Origin of the sequence: Nannocystis pusilla (assembly GCF_020073745.1) — a bacterium.
In the GTDB taxonomy this organism is placed as follows: Bacteria; Myxococcota_A; Polyangia; order Nannocystales; family Nannocystaceae; genus Nannocystis; species Nannocystis radixulma.
The window spans coordinates 1-15,809 of the sequence record NZ_JAIRAU010000051.1 but is presented as its reverse complement, the minus strand read 5'-3'; the positions used below and the strand labels follow the sequence as shown (position 1 = coordinate 15,809).

Sequence of the window (15,809 nt, the reverse complement as noted above, 5' to 3'; positions counted from 1 at the left end):
GAGGTCCTGCGCGCCTGGACCGGCGGCGGCATCGCCTACGAGAACAACAAGAAGATGGGCGACGTCCGCCGGCTCGCGCGCCTCAAGGCCGGGCTCGAGAAGGACCTCAAGAAGGCCAAGCTCGACCCCGACGACCTCGAGCAGGCCAAGGGCCACCCGAAGCTCGGCAAGGCCTACGACAACTGGCGCGCGCTGCAGAACAAGGTCGACCTCGTCGACCACGCCCAGCGCCGGCTCCGCTGCGAGAAGATGTTCCAGTCGGCCGAGGGCGAGGGCACCTACACCCGGGGCGAGTTCGACTCGGCGACCACGCACGCGCTGGCGCAGTTCGAGAAGAAGCACGCGATCATGGGCTGGGGCCACTTCACGCGCGAGAACATCGAGGCGCTGGCGCGCAGCCAGGAAGAGAGCGCCCACCGCCGCCTGCTGCGCGTGATCGAGGAGCGCACCGTCTCGGCCGCGGCGATCGTCGAGGACGGCAGCGCCGCCCGCTGGAAGCCCAAGTTCCGCTACAAGGACCGCCACGGCGAGGAGCAGCCGCTGCGCGACGTGGTGCGCGAGTCGGTCGACGCCGCCGTCGCCGCGCTCGACCTCGGCACCCCCGAGACCGCGCGCCGCCAGCTCGACAAGCTCAGCGAGCTCGGGAGCGGCAACTTCGACGACCTGCTGGTCGCGGTCAAGCTGCCGCCGCGGCCCGACTACTACCTCGAGGACATGACCTTCGAGGTCGTCATCGACCGCGGCGACGTCTGGTACGACTTCCCGTTCGACAGCACCGGCAAGCGCCTCAGCCAGCCGCGCGAGCGCTACCCGCACATCACGGTCTACACCGTCTACGAGGGCCAGAAGATCCCGCTGATCCACTGGCGCACCACGATCGGCTCGTGGCGCAGCGAGATGTACAACGGCAGCGAGCACTACAAATACAAGGACTCCGACGTGGGTCCGCGCGTGTGGAAGGAGATCGTGGCGGCGCCGGTGTGGATCCCGCCGGCGACGACGCCGCCGCGCGAGCTGGTGCGCCGCAAGTGGAAGGACGGCCGCGTGCGCACGGTCGTCAACAACGCCGAGTTCGGGCCCAGCTACACCTCGGCCTACGGCCTCGTCGCCGCCTATCACATCAAAGAGATCAAGAACCCCGACGGCACCCTCAAGGCCGACTTCGACAACTCGATCCGCACCCACGGCAGCGTCGACTACATGTCGATCCTCCGCCGCTACTCGCACGGCTGTCACCGCCTCTACAACATGTCCGCGGTGCGCCTGTTCTCGTTCATCCTCGGCCACCGGCAGTTCGTGCGCGAGGGCCAGATCAAGCTCGGGTTTTCCCGCGAATTCGTCCACGAGGACCAGACCTTCAAGATCGCGCTCAAGACCCGCGGCTACCGCTACAAGCTCGTGCAGCCGATCGCCGTCGACGTCACCGAGGGCCGGATCAAGGGCACGCGCAAGACGCCGCTCGAGGGCTACATCCCCAAGCCGAACAACACGCCCGCGCCCGCCGATGGCCCGGTCGAAGGACAGTTGACCGCTCCTGCTGAGTCCGCTGCGCCCGCCGAGAACAACGTCCTCAGCCCCGGTTGATGTGGGTTAGCGCACCCACCCCGATCGCTGCCTCAAGGGTCGAGGCGCGTGGCGCGAAAGGAACGTGTTCGCGCTTGCTGACGCGCCGGGGCGGGCGCAAGATTCCGCGCCGTGCAGCGCAACCTCTCGACCGGCTTCGAAGATAGCTACCGTCGTCACCTCGTCGTCGAGCAACGCAAGGCAGTGCTCGAGACGATCGCCCGCGAGCTGAACCCTGCGACGACGCTCGGCGACATCGTCGATGCGGCCCAGGAGCTCGGCTGGGGCGACGCCATGGGCGAGCTGTCGCTCGGCGAGTTCGCCGAGGCCCTGCTCGGCGGCGAGGCGACCGGTGTCCCCGCCGCCCTCGTCGCCGACGCGGGCGAGGGCGACGACGAGAGCGAGCTCGAGAGCGCGGACGAGGACGAGGGCGAGCTGTTCGCCGAGGAGCCGGAGGACGACGACGACCTCAGCGAGACCGAGGAGGACGTCGCGCCACCGCCTGTCGCAAAGGCCAGCCGTGGCAAGGCCAAGGTCGGCGCCAAGAAGGCCGCCAAGGCCGCCAAGGAGGCGAAGGAGACCAAGCCGGCCAAGCCGGGCAAGTCGGCCAAGGGCGGCCGCGTCGTCCCGACCCAGACCGCGCTGCCGATCATCCCGCCCGCGCCCGCCGGCAAGAAGGGCGCCGCCGCCGCCAAGAAGCAGCTCAGCAAGAAGGCCGCCAAGAAGGCCGCGATGTACGTCCCGGCGATGCAGGACGACAGCGACGCGATGAACCTCGACCAGGCCGCCAAGCTGCTGGTCCCGATCGTCCGCAAGCTCAAGGAGGCGACCATGCAGGACCTCGAGGAGCAGACCGGGATGGGCCGCCGCAAGCTGCGCTTCCACATCGGCCAGCTGGTCAAGCACGGCCGGCTCAAGCGCCACGGCATGGGCCGCGGCACCTGCTACACCGTCAAGTGACGGCTGTCCTTCGGGGCAGGTAAGACGAGCGCCGCACCCGCGGCGCTCGTCGCTCTCGGGTCAGCCCGGCAGCGGGCACTTGCCGGTGCCGCTGGCGCTGTTGTTGTCGACGCGGCACTCGTGCCACGCGTGCATCGGCATCGCGTCGTCGACGACCACCCACACCACCGACGAGCCGTCGAGCACCCCGGGCGGCGCGTTCGGCAGCAGCAGCGTCACGTCCTCCGCCTCGGCCGGGTACAACACCTTCGTCGTCACGCCCGACCCGAGCAGGGCGCCGCCGTTCATCGGGTCGCCCTCGAAGAAGTACACCGGCACCCCGTCCGGCACCGCCGCCTCGCCGATGTTGCGCACGCGCCCGATCAGACCGTACGGGTCGGGCTCACACTGCAGGCGCAGGTCGACGATGAGGTCGGGCGCCGCGAACTCGCCCTCGGGCTGGACGTTCTGACGGAAGTTGTTGAGGCCCGGGGTGGTCCAGTTGGTCGGCTCGATCGCGGGGATCTTGCCGCCCTCCTCGGTGTTGGTGACGTGGTACGAGTGCTGGTTCCACACCCGCCGCGTGCGCACCCACTGGCCCTCGCTGTCGCCGAAGATCCGCACCCCGGTCTGCTTGGTCCCGTCGCAGTTGATGCTCGAGTAGTTGTTCGACACCGCGACGATGTCGGCGTGGCCGTCGCTGTCGACGTCGGCGATCACCGGGTACTCCTGCAGCGTGCCGGTCGTGTTGCAGGTGCTCCACAGCTCCTCGCCGTCGCTGCCGCGGTAGACGCGGAGGCGGATCTCGTCGGAGTAGACGACCTCCGCGCTGCCGTCGCCGTCGAAGTCGAACACCGACGAGCCGGTCGACGCCGACGAGCAGTCCCGCGTCTGCTTGATCCACATGAAGGTGTCGGCGTCGGCGACGTTCGGATCCATCAGCTTGGTGCCGTCGAACACGGCGTAGCCGACCCCGCCGGCGACCGCGACGTCGGGCGTGCCGTCGCCGTTGAAGTCGGCGATCGTCGGCGGCCCGCCGCCGGCGGTGTTGCCGGCCGAGCCCTCCGAACACAGCGCGGGCGACAGCGCCCCGTTGATGTCGATGCCCGCGCGGACGACCTGCACGCCGCCCGGCATCTGCGGGTCGTGGCGCCACACGATCAGGTGATGCGGCGTCGTCGCGCTGTTCTTGTTGTTGGCGATCACCGCGACCTCCGGCTTGCCGTCGAGGTCGAGGTCGGCGATCGCGGGATACACCCCCTCGAGCCCGGTCGTCGCCAGCACCCCGCCGGCGGAGTTGAAGGCCCCGCGCGCGTAGACGATGTCGAGCTGGCCGTCGCCGTCGAGGTCGGCCGGCGTGTTGTGGCCGCCGACGCCGAGCATCACCTCGGTGGCGCCGGTCGCCCCGTCGAGCACCGCGCCCGGCACCACGATCTCCGGCAGCCCGTCCTGGTCGAGGTCGGCGATCGACACGAACGAGCAGCCGCCGGTGTACGTCGAAGTCCACAGCGGCTGGCCGTCGCCGGTGAACGCCCGCGTCCTGCCGGTCGTCGAGCAGGCCACCAGCTCGTTGCCGGGCAGGCCGTCGATGTCGCCGCCGGCGAGCTCGCGTCCGGGCGCGATGGGGTCGACGTCGCCGGCGTTGTAGGTCCACTTCTCGACGATCTGCCCGCCGACGATCGAGATCACCCGGATCGTCCCGTTGCCCTGGTACACCCCGTTGACGAACGTGCTGAACGCGATCTCCGGGATGTCGCGCTCGTCGACGATCATGTCGCAGTTGTCGTCGTCGAGCTGCACCACGATCGGCGTCATCATCACCGTGCCGGCGTCCCAGTGGTACTTCACCGTCGGCGCGAAGCCCTCCGGCATCGGCACGTACTGACAGCTCGCCAGGCACGTCGGCGGGTCGCCGGGGTCCTGGCCGTCCTGGCACTGCGGCGGCGACGGCAGGCACTTCCCGGTCGCCGGCATGATCCCGCCCATGCACATCATGTCGCCGCCCATCATCGCCGGCTGGCCGAGGCTGTATTCGCAGTACTCGTCGTCGGCGCACGCGCTGGCGTCGATGCACTCCTGGCCCGGCGTGACGCAGGTGTTGAACGAGCAGATGTCGCCCTGCGGGCAGCACACGTCGCCGCACGCGTGGTCCTCGTCGGGGCAGCACTCCGCGCCGATGCACACGCCGCCCTTCTCCTCGCAATCGGCCGGGCACACCCCGGCGGTCGTCGTCTCGCCGGTGCTGCTCGTCGCCTCGCTCGTCGCCGTCGTCGGCTCCAGCGTGCCCTCGCTGGCCGACTCGGACATCCCGCCCTCCGTCGCCGTCGTCGTCGGCGTCACCGTCGTCGTCTCGGTGCCGGTCGCGGTCGCCTCGCTCGCGCCGGTCGTCGGCGCGCTCGACAACGACGCCGCCTCCGTGTCCACCCGTCCGTCGTCCCCGCAACCACTCAGCGCCCCGCACAGCGCCGTCGTCCAGCCGAAGCCCCGCAAACTCTTTGTCATGCACGCACAGGGTACAGACGCCGCCGCGACGCGAGCAAGCCGGCCTGCGCCTGCGCCTCGCTCCAATCGCTCGCGCCGCGTGCGCCGCTCGATAACGATCGCCGAAGTTCGAGTCACGCAGCTCGTCGCCGTGTAGCGACCGAGCCGTCCTCGAGTGCGCACGACCTCATCGAGGTGCTCGCCCCGGTCGCCGCGCGGTCGAATCAGCGCCGGGGTGGCCGCGCCGCGCGCTCCTCGCCCCGCAATTCGTGCCGCACCCGCCCGCACGCGGAATCGGCCGGGTGAACCCGCCGGGTCGCCTGCATGTCCTCCGAGACAGGTCGTCTCGGCTCGTCGACGTCCGCGCCGCGCGAGTCAACCGTCCGTCTCCGCGTACACCTGACCGCCGCCTCGTCGCTGGTCACGCCAATCGCGGGCCGCCGCTCATCACAATCGTCCTCCGCACATTCGCTCCGCCGCGACGCGCGTCCTCGCGCGCCGCGATCACTTGACCGCCTCGTGGGCCCGGGCGCACCCTCGATCCGCGTGCTCTCGCCCCGACTCGCCGCGATCCGTGCCCCGATCCTCGTGATCTGGCTCGCCGCGGTGGCGCTGGCCGCGATCGATTTCTTCCGCGACGTCGAGCCCGCCCACGTGCGGCTGGCGCTCTTCATCGCCACCGTGGTCGTCGAGCTGCTCGCTCTCGCCGCGGCGCTGGCCGGCCGGCGCGCGCTCGGCCGCGACGACCCGACCCGCGGCGCGGGCACGGCGATCTGCCTCGGCCTCGGCCTGCGCGTCGCCGCCGAGCTGCGGCTCGGCATGCTCTACCTCTCGGCTGTCCCTGCGGTCATCTTGAAGCGCCCGGCCCTCGCCGACGCCTTCATCTACGGTCTGCGCTATCTCTACGTCGCCGCCGACCTCGCCATCCTGGTCGGCGTCGTCCGCACCCTCCACGGCCTGCGTCGCACGGGTCTCGCCATTCGTCCTCGGCCGCGGGATCTCCTGGTCCTCTTCTTCGTCGTCCCGCTGCCGCTCGCGGTTTACGCCTTGCAGGCCCAGGTCGACCCCGTCTCCGGCGACCACGGCATCATCACGTTTCGTCTGCTCGCCGCCAGCGTCGGCGCCCTCGTCGGCGGCTACTGCGTCGTCCTGGCCGGGGCCGCGCTGCAGATGGGAGGCACCTGGGCGTGGATCTGGGGCGCCGCCGGGGTCGCGGGCATCGCCCGGGCGCTCGCCTTCGTCGCCGCCGCGGCCGCCGAGTCCGCGATGCCGCGCGCCGGCGCCATCTTGCTGGAGCAGGGGCTGCTGTGGACATTCGCCTGCGCCTGGCTGCTCGCCTGTGCGCTGCGCTGGCAGCACGTGCGGCGGGCCTGAGCGGCCGGCCTGATGTTTCCGGCGGCCGGGCGAGGGTGCGAGGACAGCGGAGCCGTCGCGTCCGGTTGATTGCAACCACACTCATGCCATATAGGACCGTGTCGAGTCCTGCCACGGAGGTACGCATGAGAGCGCCAATGTTCAGCCTTGTAATCGTCTCCTTCGCCCTCGGATGCGCGACCGCGCCGGCGAAGCAGGCGGTGACCGAATCGATCGCCACCGTGAACACCGCCGAGCAGCTCGGCGCGTCGGAGGTGCCGCAGGCGGCGAAGGCCCTCGACTACGCCCAACACGAGGTCGCCTGGGCCAAGGCGCTGCTGATCAACGGCAGGCACGAGCGGGCCCTGCTCATGGCGCAGCGCGCCGAGAGCGACGCGGCGCTGGCGATCGTCCTCGTCCGCGAACAAAGGGCCCGGCAGGCGGCCGAGCAGGCCAAGACCCCGGGCGCGACGGCGCCGAACCCCTGATCCCGCGGAGGTCATCGTGTCACCAAGACCGCTCACATTCATCGCTGCGTCCCTCGCCCTCGTCGCCTGCGCCCACAAGCCTCCGGAGGAGCTCCGCGAGGCCCGGGCGACCTATCAAAAAGCGGCCGCCGATCCGTCGACCCGGCAGGAGACCCCGGCGGAGCTCGACGAGGCGCGCCGGTCGCTGGTGCGGGCCGAGCGTTCCTTCGTCGTCGAGGGCGACACCCCGAAGACGCGCGACCGCGCCTACATCGCCACGCGCAAGGCGGAGCTCGCCCTGGTGATGGGTCGCACCGCCGATTACGTCGAGTCCGCCAGGAACGCGGAGCTCTGGCAGGCGCGCGAGGCCCTCTCGGCCGAGCAGGCGGAGAACGCCGCCAACGCGGCCCGGCTGGCCGAGGAGCAGGAGCTGCGGGCCGAGGCCGAGCGCCGCGCCGCGCTGGCGATCGCCGCCCTCGCCGAGATCGCGGCGGTCCGCTCCGAGCCGCGCGGCACGATCGTCACCCTCTCGGGGAGCGTCCTGTTCGCCAGCGGCAAGTCGACCTTGCTGCCCTCCGCGACCTCTCGGCTCAGTCAGGTCGCCGAGGCCCTGACCGCCGGCGATCCCGGCTCGACCTTCGTCGTCGAGGGGTACACCGATTCGTCGGGGAGCGAGGCCTTCAATCAAAAGCTGTCGGAGGCGCGAGCGCAGGCCGTACGCGAGTTCCTGGTCGACCACGGGGTCGCGCCCGATCGCATCGAGGCCCGCGGTCTCGGCGAGAGCCAGCCTGTCGCCAGCAACGCCACCGCCGAGGGGCGGGCCAACAATCGTCGCGTCGAGATCGTCATTCAACCACCGCCGTCGTGATGCTCGCGGCGGCCTGCTCGCCCCGGCGGCGCGCCGCCCGACGTCTCGACCCGGAGACACGCCATGCTCGGATTCTGGCTCGTCCTCATCCTCCTGCTCACGCTCTTCGCGACCCTGCCGGCGTATCAGCACAGTCGGAAGTGGGGTTACTACCCGAGCAGCGTCATCGGCCTCATCCTGCTGGTCGTGCTCTGCTTGATGTGGTTCAAGCTCATCGCTTTCTCGTGGCCGTGGAGCGCCCCGCCTCCGCCGCGCTGACCGCCGTGCTCGTCTGTTCGCCCTGCGGCGCGGCGGCTCAGGTCGCCAGCGGCGACGCGCGGCGCGGTCCGGCCCCGCGGCTGCGCTCGTACTCCTCGAAGATCCCCGCGTAATCGGCGGCCGTGTACGGCGCGAACAGTTCGGCCAGCGCGCCGCGCTTGCGGTACGGCGACACCCCCACGTCGCCCAGCATCACGTCGACGTATTGATGAAACCGGACAGCCGTGGCGCACCCGCGCGAAGGCTCGAACAGGATGTTCTCGCGCTTCCACCGCTGCACTGCTGCGATTTGCTGCTCGATCTCCGCCGGCGGCGGCAGCTCGAGGTCCCCGCGCAGGTGTGCTCCCAACCATAGCATCGCCACCTCGACCCCCGTCACGTGCAAAAACCCGTGGTTGTGGCCCGCGAACGCCATCCGCGGCACGCGCGGGTGAATCACGTGACGGTACAGCTGCACCCCGTCGGCCTCGGCCTCGAGCGCCTCGCGGTACTGCGCCGGCAGGAACGGGAATTGCGGCGGCTTCGACCCCGTCGACACGATCACCAGGTCGCACGCCAGCTCGCGGCCGTCGGTCAGGCGGAGCCCGTTCGCGGTGAACCCGCTCGGCTCCCCGCGGTGCGGCTCGATCTGCCCGCGGATCACCTGGGCGAAGTACTCGTCGGGGGCCAGCGCGCTGGCCGAGCGCATCTCGAACGGCACCGGCGACCTCGGGATCAGCGCCGTCATCCGCCGGCGCACCGCGGGGTCGCGCCAGAACCGGTGCAGCCCGGTCTGCGTGCGGACCAGTCCGCCGACCATCGCCCAGAACGCCGCGACCAGCGGCCGCAGGCGCGTGTGCAGCAGCCGCTCGGCCGCGCTCGGGTGGACCCACGACGGGATCATCGCCGTGCTCGCGCGCATGAACAGGATGTTCGCCCCGTGGACTCCGAGGATGTGGCGCGGGATCAGCCAGCGCGGCTCGCGGAACACGTGGTCGACGTGCGAGCCGCGGGCCGCCGCGAAGCTCGCCATGTCGACCGCGCTCTTGCCGAACCCGATCACCACCACGCGCTTGTTCGCCAGCACCTGCAGGTCGCGGACCTCGCGGTCGGAGATCACCTGCCCCCTTTTAAAACACTCGCGATCGGCCAGCTCCGGCCGCTGCGGCGCGCCCGTGTACTGGCCATTGGCGATCACCACGAATTCGAAGCGTTCGCGGCGCGTCCCGGCGGGTGCGCGCAGCTCGAGCTCCCAGCCGCCGTCCACCGCCTCGCTCGTCAGCACCTCGTGCTCGGTGCGCACGTCGATGGCGAAGCGGGCGATCGCCGCCTCCATGTAGCGCATCAATTGCTCGCGGGTCGGGTGGAGGTCCGGCGCGAACGGCCACGGGAATTCGGCCAGGCGATAGTGTTCGGCCACGTTCTGCAGGCGCACCCCCGGGTAGGCCACCGCCCACACCCCGCCTGGTCGCGGGCCGCGCTCGAATACCACCACTTCGTGCCCGAATCGCAGCAGCATCCGGGCTGCCGCGATCCCCGAGATTCCGCCACCGATAATTGCGATACGCATGTCTCTTGTAGTGTTCGGGCGCAACCGAAGGATCGTCGGCCCTCGCTCGTCGGCCGCGCTGCCGCCCGTGCCCCGGCTCACGCCGCGGGCGTGACACCTCCGGCCTCGCGCTCGCGTCGCGCGAGCGGGCACGAATTCGCCCGTCAATCATCATACCATACTCTGCACATTCAACTCGGCTCACCCACTCCATTCGCCCGCGCGCAGACCTCCGCGCCGGCCCGCGCGTCGCTCTCGGCCCTCGGCCCAGGTCACGTCCACGCGTATCGTCCCGAGGCGCCAGCCTGTCGCGCGCGCTCTCTCGCCCCGGCGCGGGCGTTACGATGTCGGTCCATGCGACGACGGCACCCGCGCCTCGCTCCTGCGCTCCTGCTGGCCCTCGCCTCGTGCGGAGGCGACGGCGGCGGCGGCCCGATCGACAACCCGCTCACCGACCCCGAGGACGGACCGCCCGCGGGCAACCCCGACGGCGCCTGCGACGTGCCCGAGGAGGCGCGCCCGGTCGACACCACCAGCCCCGACCGCGTCGTCGGCGACGGCACCGCGGCCAGCTGCACCGGCGACGCCTTCATCGCCGCGGTCGAGCAGGGCGGCGTGATCACCTTCGACTGCGGCCCCGAGCCGGTCGTCATCACCCTGAGTCGCACCGCCAAGATCTTCAACGACACCGGGCCCGAGATCGTCATCGACGGCGGCGGCAAGGTGACGCTCAGCGGCGGGGGCGCGCGCCGGATCCTCTATCAAAACACCTGCGACGAGGCGCAGCGCTGGACCACCGATCACTGCGACGACCAGGACCACCCGCGGCTCGTGGTGCAGAACCTGACCTTCGTCGACGGCAGCGCCAGGGCCGAGGAAGACGGCGGCGGCGCGATCTTCGTCCGCGGCGGCCGCTTCCGCGCCGTCAACACCCGCTTCTTCAACAACGTCTGCGCCGACGTCGGCCCCGACGTCGGCGGCGGCGCGATCCGTGTGTTCGACCAGTTCGAGGACCGCCCGGTCTACATCGTCAACAGCACCTTCGGCGGGGCGCCCGAGCTCGGCAACGTGTGCTCCAACGGCGGCGGCCTGTCGAGCATCGGCGTGTCGTACACCGTCATCAACAGCCGGTTCTCGTACAACCGCGCGATCGGCGACGGCGCCAACCCGGCCCAGCCCGGCACCCCCGGCGGCGGCAGCGGCGGCGCGATCTACAACGACGGCAACACCTTCACCCTCTCGCTGTGCGGCACCGAGGTGCGCGACAACCACGCCAACGAGGGCGGCGGCGCGATCTTCTTCGTCAGCAACGACCGCAGCGGCAGCCTCGCGCTGACCGACTCGCTCCTGTGCGACAACCCCAGCGACGGCTTCGAGACCGCCGGTTTCCCCGGCATCTTCGTGCTCGCCGCCGGCGACCCCGCGGTCACCCGCAGCACCCTCGCCGAGACCTGTCCCGAAGGCTAGGTCCTCTCGCCCGTCCGCGGCTCCCACCTCGCGCCTCCGGCTGCGAGACATGCCTCGGCCGCGGCGCAGGTCGCCGCGGTGGCCCGCCCCCGACCGGCCCCGACCCCTGCGGATCGGCCCTGGTCCGCCCGTGGCGCCCTCCCGGCGCCGACCCTTGCGCGACCGCGACGGGGGCCGGCATCATGAGTCACCCGCAAGCATGCAATCCCGTCACCTGATGCTCGAGAGCCCTGCCATGGGGCGCAAGGTCCACCTGTGGTGTTACGGCCATTACGGCCCGCCCGTGATCGTCTTCCCCTCCGCGGCGGGTTTCGCCCACGAGTGGGACCGTCAGGGCATGTTCGAGGTCCTGGGCCCGCTGATCGCCGCCGGCCGGGCCAAGTTCTACTGTCCCGAGAGCAATGTGTCTCAGGTCTGGACCGACAACAGCAGCACGATCGCCGCGCGCATGCAGCGTCACCGCGCCTACGAGGGCTTCGTGCTCGACACGCTCGTGCCGTTCATCCGCGAGGACTGCCGCTGGCCGGCCGCGCCGATGACGGCCGTCGGCTGCAGCCTCGGCGGCACCTACGCCGCCCTGTTCGCGCTGAAGTACCCGGAGACCTTCCGCCAGGTGCTGTGCATGAGCGGCCGCTACCTCACCACCGAGCTGACCGGCCGCCACAACGACCCCGACCTCTACTTCAACAACCCGCTGGCGTTCGTCCCCGGCCTGCAGGGCGAGCCGCTCGAGCGGCTGCGGCGCAACACCCACCTCACCCTCGTGTGCGGCCGCGGCGCCTACGAGGAGGGCTGCATCGAGGAGACCATCGCCCTCGGCCAGCTGCTGGAGGACAAGGGCATCCCGAGCCGCACCGACATCTGGGGCCGCGAGTCGCGGCACGAATGGGACTGGTGGCAGCGCCAGGCCGTCGTCCACCTGCCGCGCCTGCTCGGCTAGCCTGTCTCTTCGGACCTGTCCCGCCGGCCCTGGCCCCCAGGGCCTGTCCTATCGCCCCTATCCCACCATACCTGTCCTATGCGCCAGAAGCTCGTCGACCTCCTCACCAAGTACCGCTCGTTGCTGCTGGTCGGCGTCGGCCTGCCGGTCGGCTTCGTGTTCGACGCCGTGCTGCGCACGCGCGCGCGGATCCACGAGGCGCTGGGGGCGGCGCCCGAGCGCCACGACGAGAAGGTGCGGGAGATCCAGGAGCAGGTGCGGCGCTGGGCCAGCCAGCCGGCGAGCGAGCGCAAGCCGATGTGCACCGACCGGCGCACGTGGATGAACCTCTCCACGCGCTTCGAGCCCAAGCACACCTGGCACAAGGTGCGCATGGGCGCGCTGCGCGACGTGCTCGGCCTCGACGAGGCGGCGCGGACCGTCCGGGTCGAGCCGTTCGTGACCGTCGGCCAGGCCATGCGATACCTGGCCAAGCGCGGCTACATGCTGGCCGTGCACCTCGAGATCGCCGACGCCACCATCGGCGGCCTCGCCCTCGCCGCCGGCATGACGACCCACTCGCACAAGGTCGGCATGCTGTTCGAGACCGTCGTCGCCTACGAGGTCGTGCTCGCCGACGGCAGCCTCGTGCGCGTGACGAAGGACAGCCACCCCGACCTGTTCCGCGCCATGGGCTGGTCGCACGGCACCCTCGGCCTGCTCGTCGGCGTCGAGCTCGCCGTCGTCCCGATCAAGAAGTACGTGCACATGCGCTACGTCCCGGTCCACTCGCAGCAGGGCTACTGCGACGAGATGTACCGCCTCGCCAACGCCGACGACGCGCCGCACTTCCTCGAGGCCACCGTCTACAGCAAGGACCGCGCCGTGATCATGTGCGGCGAATTCGCCGACGAGCCGACCGACCCCGCGGCGCGGCGGAAGATCAACCACCTCGGCCGCTGGTACAAGCCGTGGTTCTACAAGCACGTCGAGACCTTCCTCGAGCGCGGCGGCGACGAGTACATCCCGCTGCAGGACTACATCCTCCGCCACAACCGCAGCATCTTCTGGGTGGTGGCCCACATGATCCCCGAGGGCAACCACCCGCTGTTCCGCGCCCTGCTCGGGTGGATGATGCCGCCGCGGATCGCCTTCTTGAAGTTCTCGACCACGCCCGCGGTGCGCAAGATGACCTTCACCATGCAGGTGTTCCAGGACATCGTGCTGCCGATGAGCGCCATGAAGCGCGCGGTCGACCTCGTGGACGAGCGCTTCGAGATGTTCCCGATCCTCCTCTACCCCTCGCGGGTGTACGACCACGGCGAGGCGGGCGGCCAGCTGCCGCGGCCGTTCCCCGAGGACATCGTGCCCGGCAAGGACTACGCGATGTACTTCGACCTCGGCGTCTACGGCGTGCCGGGGCCGATCCAGCGCCGCCTGCCGTTCAAGACGGTGCACGCGATGCGGGCCATGGAGGCCTTCACCGCCGGCGTGCGCGGCTTCCCGTTCCTCTACGCCGACACCTTCATGACCCGCGAGGAGTTCGAGGTCATGTTCGACCTCCGCCTCTACCGCCAGGTCCGCGACCGCTACGGCGCGTCGGGCGCCTTCCCCGATCTCTACGACAAGATCAAGCCCGAGGTCGACGTCCTCGCGGTCCTCGACGAGGAGCGCGAGATGGACACGACGCTCGCCGATTAATGGGGTAAACGTCCCCGAGTTCAAGCGCCGTTTACGGCCGGGCCCGCCGACCCCTCACGCGCAGGGAGCCGCGAGTCGCACCGGTGTACCGCCGTTCGCCGCCAGAACTCACGGCCCCCGCCCGGCGCTTCGTTGCGCCCCGGCGGACCTCGTGGTATCCCACGCGCGCACCAACGTTTCTGGCACTCGGCTCATTTGCACGCTCGTCTCTGAGTTTGTATCGGTCCTTGTCTCCGGCGACGCTGACCGTCGTGGCGCGGCTCTCACGGCGGTCGAAGTGTACTCGTACAGGGGCGCCAGGCGCCCACCAGCCGCACGCACGAGACGACGCACATGAGCAACCGACTGTTCGTAGGTAACCTGTCCTTCCAGACCACCGAGGAGGACCTCCAGCAAGTGTTCGCGGACTTCGGCGAGATCGCCGAGATCCGCCTGGTCCTCGACCGCGAGACCGGCCGCTCCCGCGGCTTCGCCTTCGTGGCGATGGCCGACGACGAGGCCGCCCGCCGCGCGACCGAGACCCTCAACGGCCAGATGCTCGACGGCCGCCCGCTCCGCGTGAACGAGGCCGAAGAGCGCCGCGACCGTCCGGGCGGCGGCGGCGGTGGTGGTGGTAACCGCTCGTTCGGCGGCGGCGGTGGTGGCGGTGGCGGCCGCGGTGGCTTCGGCGGCGGCGGCGGTGGTGGCGGCCGTGGCGGCTTCGGCGGCGGCGGTGGTGGTGGCGGCGGCCGTGGCCGCGGCAACGACCGTGGCGGCCGCGGTGGCGGCGGCGGCGGTCGCTGGTAATCGCCAGCCGGCCCGCTTGACCCTCGAGACGCGAGCAGGAGCCCCGCTCCTCGCTCGCGTTTCGCGCTCGAGCGCCCCGGCGATCGCAGTCCCTCCGCGCCACGAAGGCGTCGCTCCGACCACTCCTTCTCGGGCCGGCCTCGGCGATCTCGCCTCCCCGGACCACGGTATCCTGCGGCGTGTCTCCGGGTCGCCTCCGCCACGTCGTCCTTGCGACCAGCCTCGGCGTCGCCGTCCTCGCCCTCGTCCGCGCCGAGCCGCCTGCGCCGGCAGGGCTCGACGCCCCGGCAGATCGGTTCTCGGCCGCCCGCGCCCACGCCGAGCTCGTCGAGCTGCTCGGCGACCAGCGCCCGCACCCGGTAGGCTCGGCCGCCAACGACGCCGTCCGCGCGCGACTCCTCGCCCGCCTGCGCGGCCTCGGCCTCGAGCCCGAGGAGCAGCGCGCCTTCGCCTGCAGCGACGGCGGCAGCTGTGCCTTCGTCACCAACGTGATCGCCTGGCTCCCGGGACAGGTCCCCGGCCCCGCGCTCGCCATCACCTCGCACTACGACTCGGTCGGCGCCGGCCCCGGTGCCGCCGACGACGGCCACGGCGTCGCCGCGACCCTCGAGATCCTCCGCATTTTACAAGACGTCCCGCGCCGTCCGCCGCTGCTCGCCGTCTTCACCGACGGCGAGGAGGCCGGCCTGCTCGGCATGCGGGCCTTCGTCGAGCACCCGCGGGCCCGCGAGATCGGCGTCGCCCTCAACCTCGAGGCTCGCGGCACCACCGGCGCCGCCAGCATGTTCGAGACCAGCGACGGCAACGCCGCCCTGATCGCCGCGCTCGGCGGCCGGCCCGCCGCGCTCTCGCTGTCGTACGAGGTCTACCGCCGCCTGCCCAACGACACCGACCTCACCGTCCTCAAGGAACATGGCCTTCAGGGCATGAACTTCGCGTTCATCGGCGGCGTGCTGCGCTACCACACCCCGCGCGACGACCTCGCCCACCTCGACCTCGGCAGCGTGCAGCAGCAGGGCGACGCCGTCCTCGCCACCGCCCGCAACCTGCTCGCCGCCGACCTGCCGCCGCCCTCGCCGCACAACGCCCATTACGTCGACCTGCTCGGGGGCTTGCGGCTGCGCTGGCCCGCCTGGCTCGACCTCCCGCTGGCCGGCGCCGCCCTGCTCGCGCTGCTCCTCACCGCGCTCCGCCGCCGCCGCGAGCTGTCCGTGCGCGCGGTCCTGCTGGCCCTCGCCGCGCCGTTCGCCGCCGTGCTTGCGGCCGTCGCCGCCGCGGTCGCGCTGCTGGCGATCGCCGAGGCCGCCACCAGCCCGCTCGGTCCCTGGCGCGCCTCGACCTCGTGGGCCGTGCTCGCCCTCGCCGCCGCCAGCGTCGCCGCCGCCCTCGCCGCCGCCGGCCCGCTCGTCCGCCGCGCCGGCCCGCTCGCCCAGACCCTCATCACCTGGCTGCTGTGGGTCCTGTGCGGCCTCGCCCTCG

General features: G+C 71.4%; 12 protein-coding genes and 1 pseudogene. 11 read left to right on the top strand and 2 right to left on the bottom strand.

Translation table 11 applies throughout. The features are described from left to right. Both K7C98_RS36775 and K7C98_RS36770 read left to right on the top strand, forming a co-directional pair. Positions 1–1,584 (top strand): annotated as a pseudogene (locus K7C98_RS36775) (hypothetical protein); the annotation flags it as partial. A 111-nt stretch (positions 1,585–1,695) separates the two neighbouring features. Then, positions 1,696–2,523 (top strand): hypothetical protein, encoded by an 828-nt coding sequence (locus tag K7C98_RS36770; RefSeq protein WP_224196555.1) that lies wholly within the window; start codon positions 1,696–1,698, stop codon positions 2,521–2,523. Between the two features lie 60 nt (positions 2,524–2,583). On the opposite strand, the gene K7C98_RS36765 is transcribed toward K7C98_RS36770, so the two are convergent. Next, entirely contained in the window at positions 2,584–5,004 is a 2,421-nt protein-coding gene (locus tag K7C98_RS36765) for an FG-GAP repeat domain-containing protein (protein ID WP_224196554.1), read from the bottom strand. Positions 5,005–5,529: 525 nt separating this feature from the next. Between K7C98_RS36765 and K7C98_RS36760 the strand changes: the two genes are divergently transcribed. The 4 genes from K7C98_RS36760 to K7C98_RS36745 all read left to right on the top strand — a co-directional run bounded on the left by K7C98_RS36760 (position 5,530) and on the right by K7C98_RS36745 (position 7,929). Next, complete coding sequence (locus K7C98_RS36760) at positions 5,530–6,357, top strand: hypothetical protein (protein ID WP_224196553.1); 828 nt, start codon at positions 5,530–5,532, stop codon at positions 6,355–6,357. 137 nt (positions 6,358–6,494) lie between these two features. Then, complete coding sequence (locus tag K7C98_RS36755) at positions 6,495–6,824, top strand: hypothetical protein (RefSeq protein ID WP_224196552.1); 330 nt, start codon at positions 6,495–6,497, stop codon at positions 6,822–6,824. 16 nt (positions 6,825–6,840) lie between these two features. Continuing rightward, positions 6,841–7,671 (top strand): OmpA family protein, encoded by an 831-nt coding sequence (locus K7C98_RS36750; protein WP_224196551.1) that lies wholly within the window; start codon positions 6,841–6,843, stop codon positions 7,669–7,671. A 63-nt stretch (positions 7,672–7,734) separates the two neighbouring features. Beyond that, positions 7,735–7,929, top strand: a complete 195-nt coding sequence (locus K7C98_RS36745) for a DUF3309 family protein (protein WP_224196550.1) — start codon at positions 7,735–7,737, stop codon at positions 7,927–7,929. 37 nt (positions 7,930–7,966) lie between these two features. Here K7C98_RS36745 and K7C98_RS36740 read toward each other — a convergent pair whose 3' ends face one another. Beyond that, entirely contained in the window at positions 7,967–9,478 is a 1,512-nt protein-coding gene (locus K7C98_RS36740; protein WP_224196549.1) for a flavin-containing monooxygenase, read from the bottom strand. Positions 9,479–9,811: 333 nt separating this feature from the next. Here K7C98_RS36740 and K7C98_RS36735 point away from each other — a divergent pair, with 333 nt between their 5' ends. The 5 genes from K7C98_RS36735 to K7C98_RS36715 form a co-directional block, all read left to right on the top strand. After that, a complete protein-coding gene (locus K7C98_RS36735) occupies positions 9,812–10,924 on the top strand; it encodes a hypothetical protein (RefSeq protein ID WP_224196548.1) in 1,113 nt (370 codons plus the stop codon). A gap of 199 nt (positions 10,925–11,123) precedes the next feature. Beyond that, positions 11,124–11,864 (top strand): alpha/beta hydrolase-fold protein, encoded by a 741-nt coding sequence (locus K7C98_RS36730; protein ID WP_224196547.1) that lies wholly within the window; start codon positions 11,124–11,126, stop codon positions 11,862–11,864. Positions 11,865–11,942: 78 nt separating this feature from the next. Then, on the top strand, positions 11,943–13,544 hold the full coding sequence (locus K7C98_RS36725) for an FAD-binding oxidoreductase (protein WP_224196546.1): 1,602 nt from the start codon (positions 11,943–11,945) through the stop codon (positions 13,542–13,544). 333 nt (positions 13,545–13,877) lie between these two features. Then, positions 13,878–14,330 carry an RNA recognition motif domain-containing protein gene (locus K7C98_RS36720; protein ID WP_224196545.1) on the top strand — a complete coding sequence of 151 codons (453 nt, stop codon included), beginning with the start codon at positions 13,878–13,880 and terminating at the stop codon, positions 14,328–14,330. 179 nt (positions 14,331–14,509) lie between these two features. Continuing rightward, positions 14,510–15,809 (top strand): M20/M25/M40 family metallo-hydrolase (locus K7C98_RS36715; protein ID WP_224196544.1); only part of this gene is annotated, 1,300 nt, incomplete at its 3' end.

Coding starts and splice junctions, on each gene's coding strand:
- K7C98_RS36765 (WP_224196554.1), bottom strand. CDS start 5,004: ATGACAAAGAGTTTGCGGGGCTTCGGCTGGACGACGGCGCTGTGCGGG.
- K7C98_RS36755 (WP_224196552.1), top strand. CDS start 6,495: ATGTTCAGCCTTGTAATCGTCTCCTTCGCCCTCGGATGCGCGACCGCG.
- K7C98_RS36720 (WP_224196545.1), top strand. CDS start 13,878: ATGAGCAACCGACTGTTCGTAGGTAACCTGTCCTTCCAGACCACCGAG.
- K7C98_RS36730 (WP_224196547.1), top strand. CDS start 11,124: ATGCAATCCCGTCACCTGATGCTCGAGAGCCCTGCCATGGGGCGCAAG.
- K7C98_RS36740 (WP_224196549.1), bottom strand. CDS start 9,478: ATGCGTATCGCAATTATCGGTGGCGGAATCTCGGGGATCGCGGCAGCC.
- K7C98_RS36735 (WP_224196548.1), top strand. CDS start 9,812: ATGCGACGACGGCACCCGCGCCTCGCTCCTGCGCTCCTGCTGGCCCTC.
- K7C98_RS36745 (WP_224196550.1), top strand. CDS start 7,735: ATGCTCGGATTCTGGCTCGTCCTCATCCTCCTGCTCACGCTCTTCGCG.
- K7C98_RS36725 (WP_224196546.1), top strand. CDS start 11,943: ATGCGCCAGAAGCTCGTCGACCTCCTCACCAAGTACCGCTCGTTGCTG.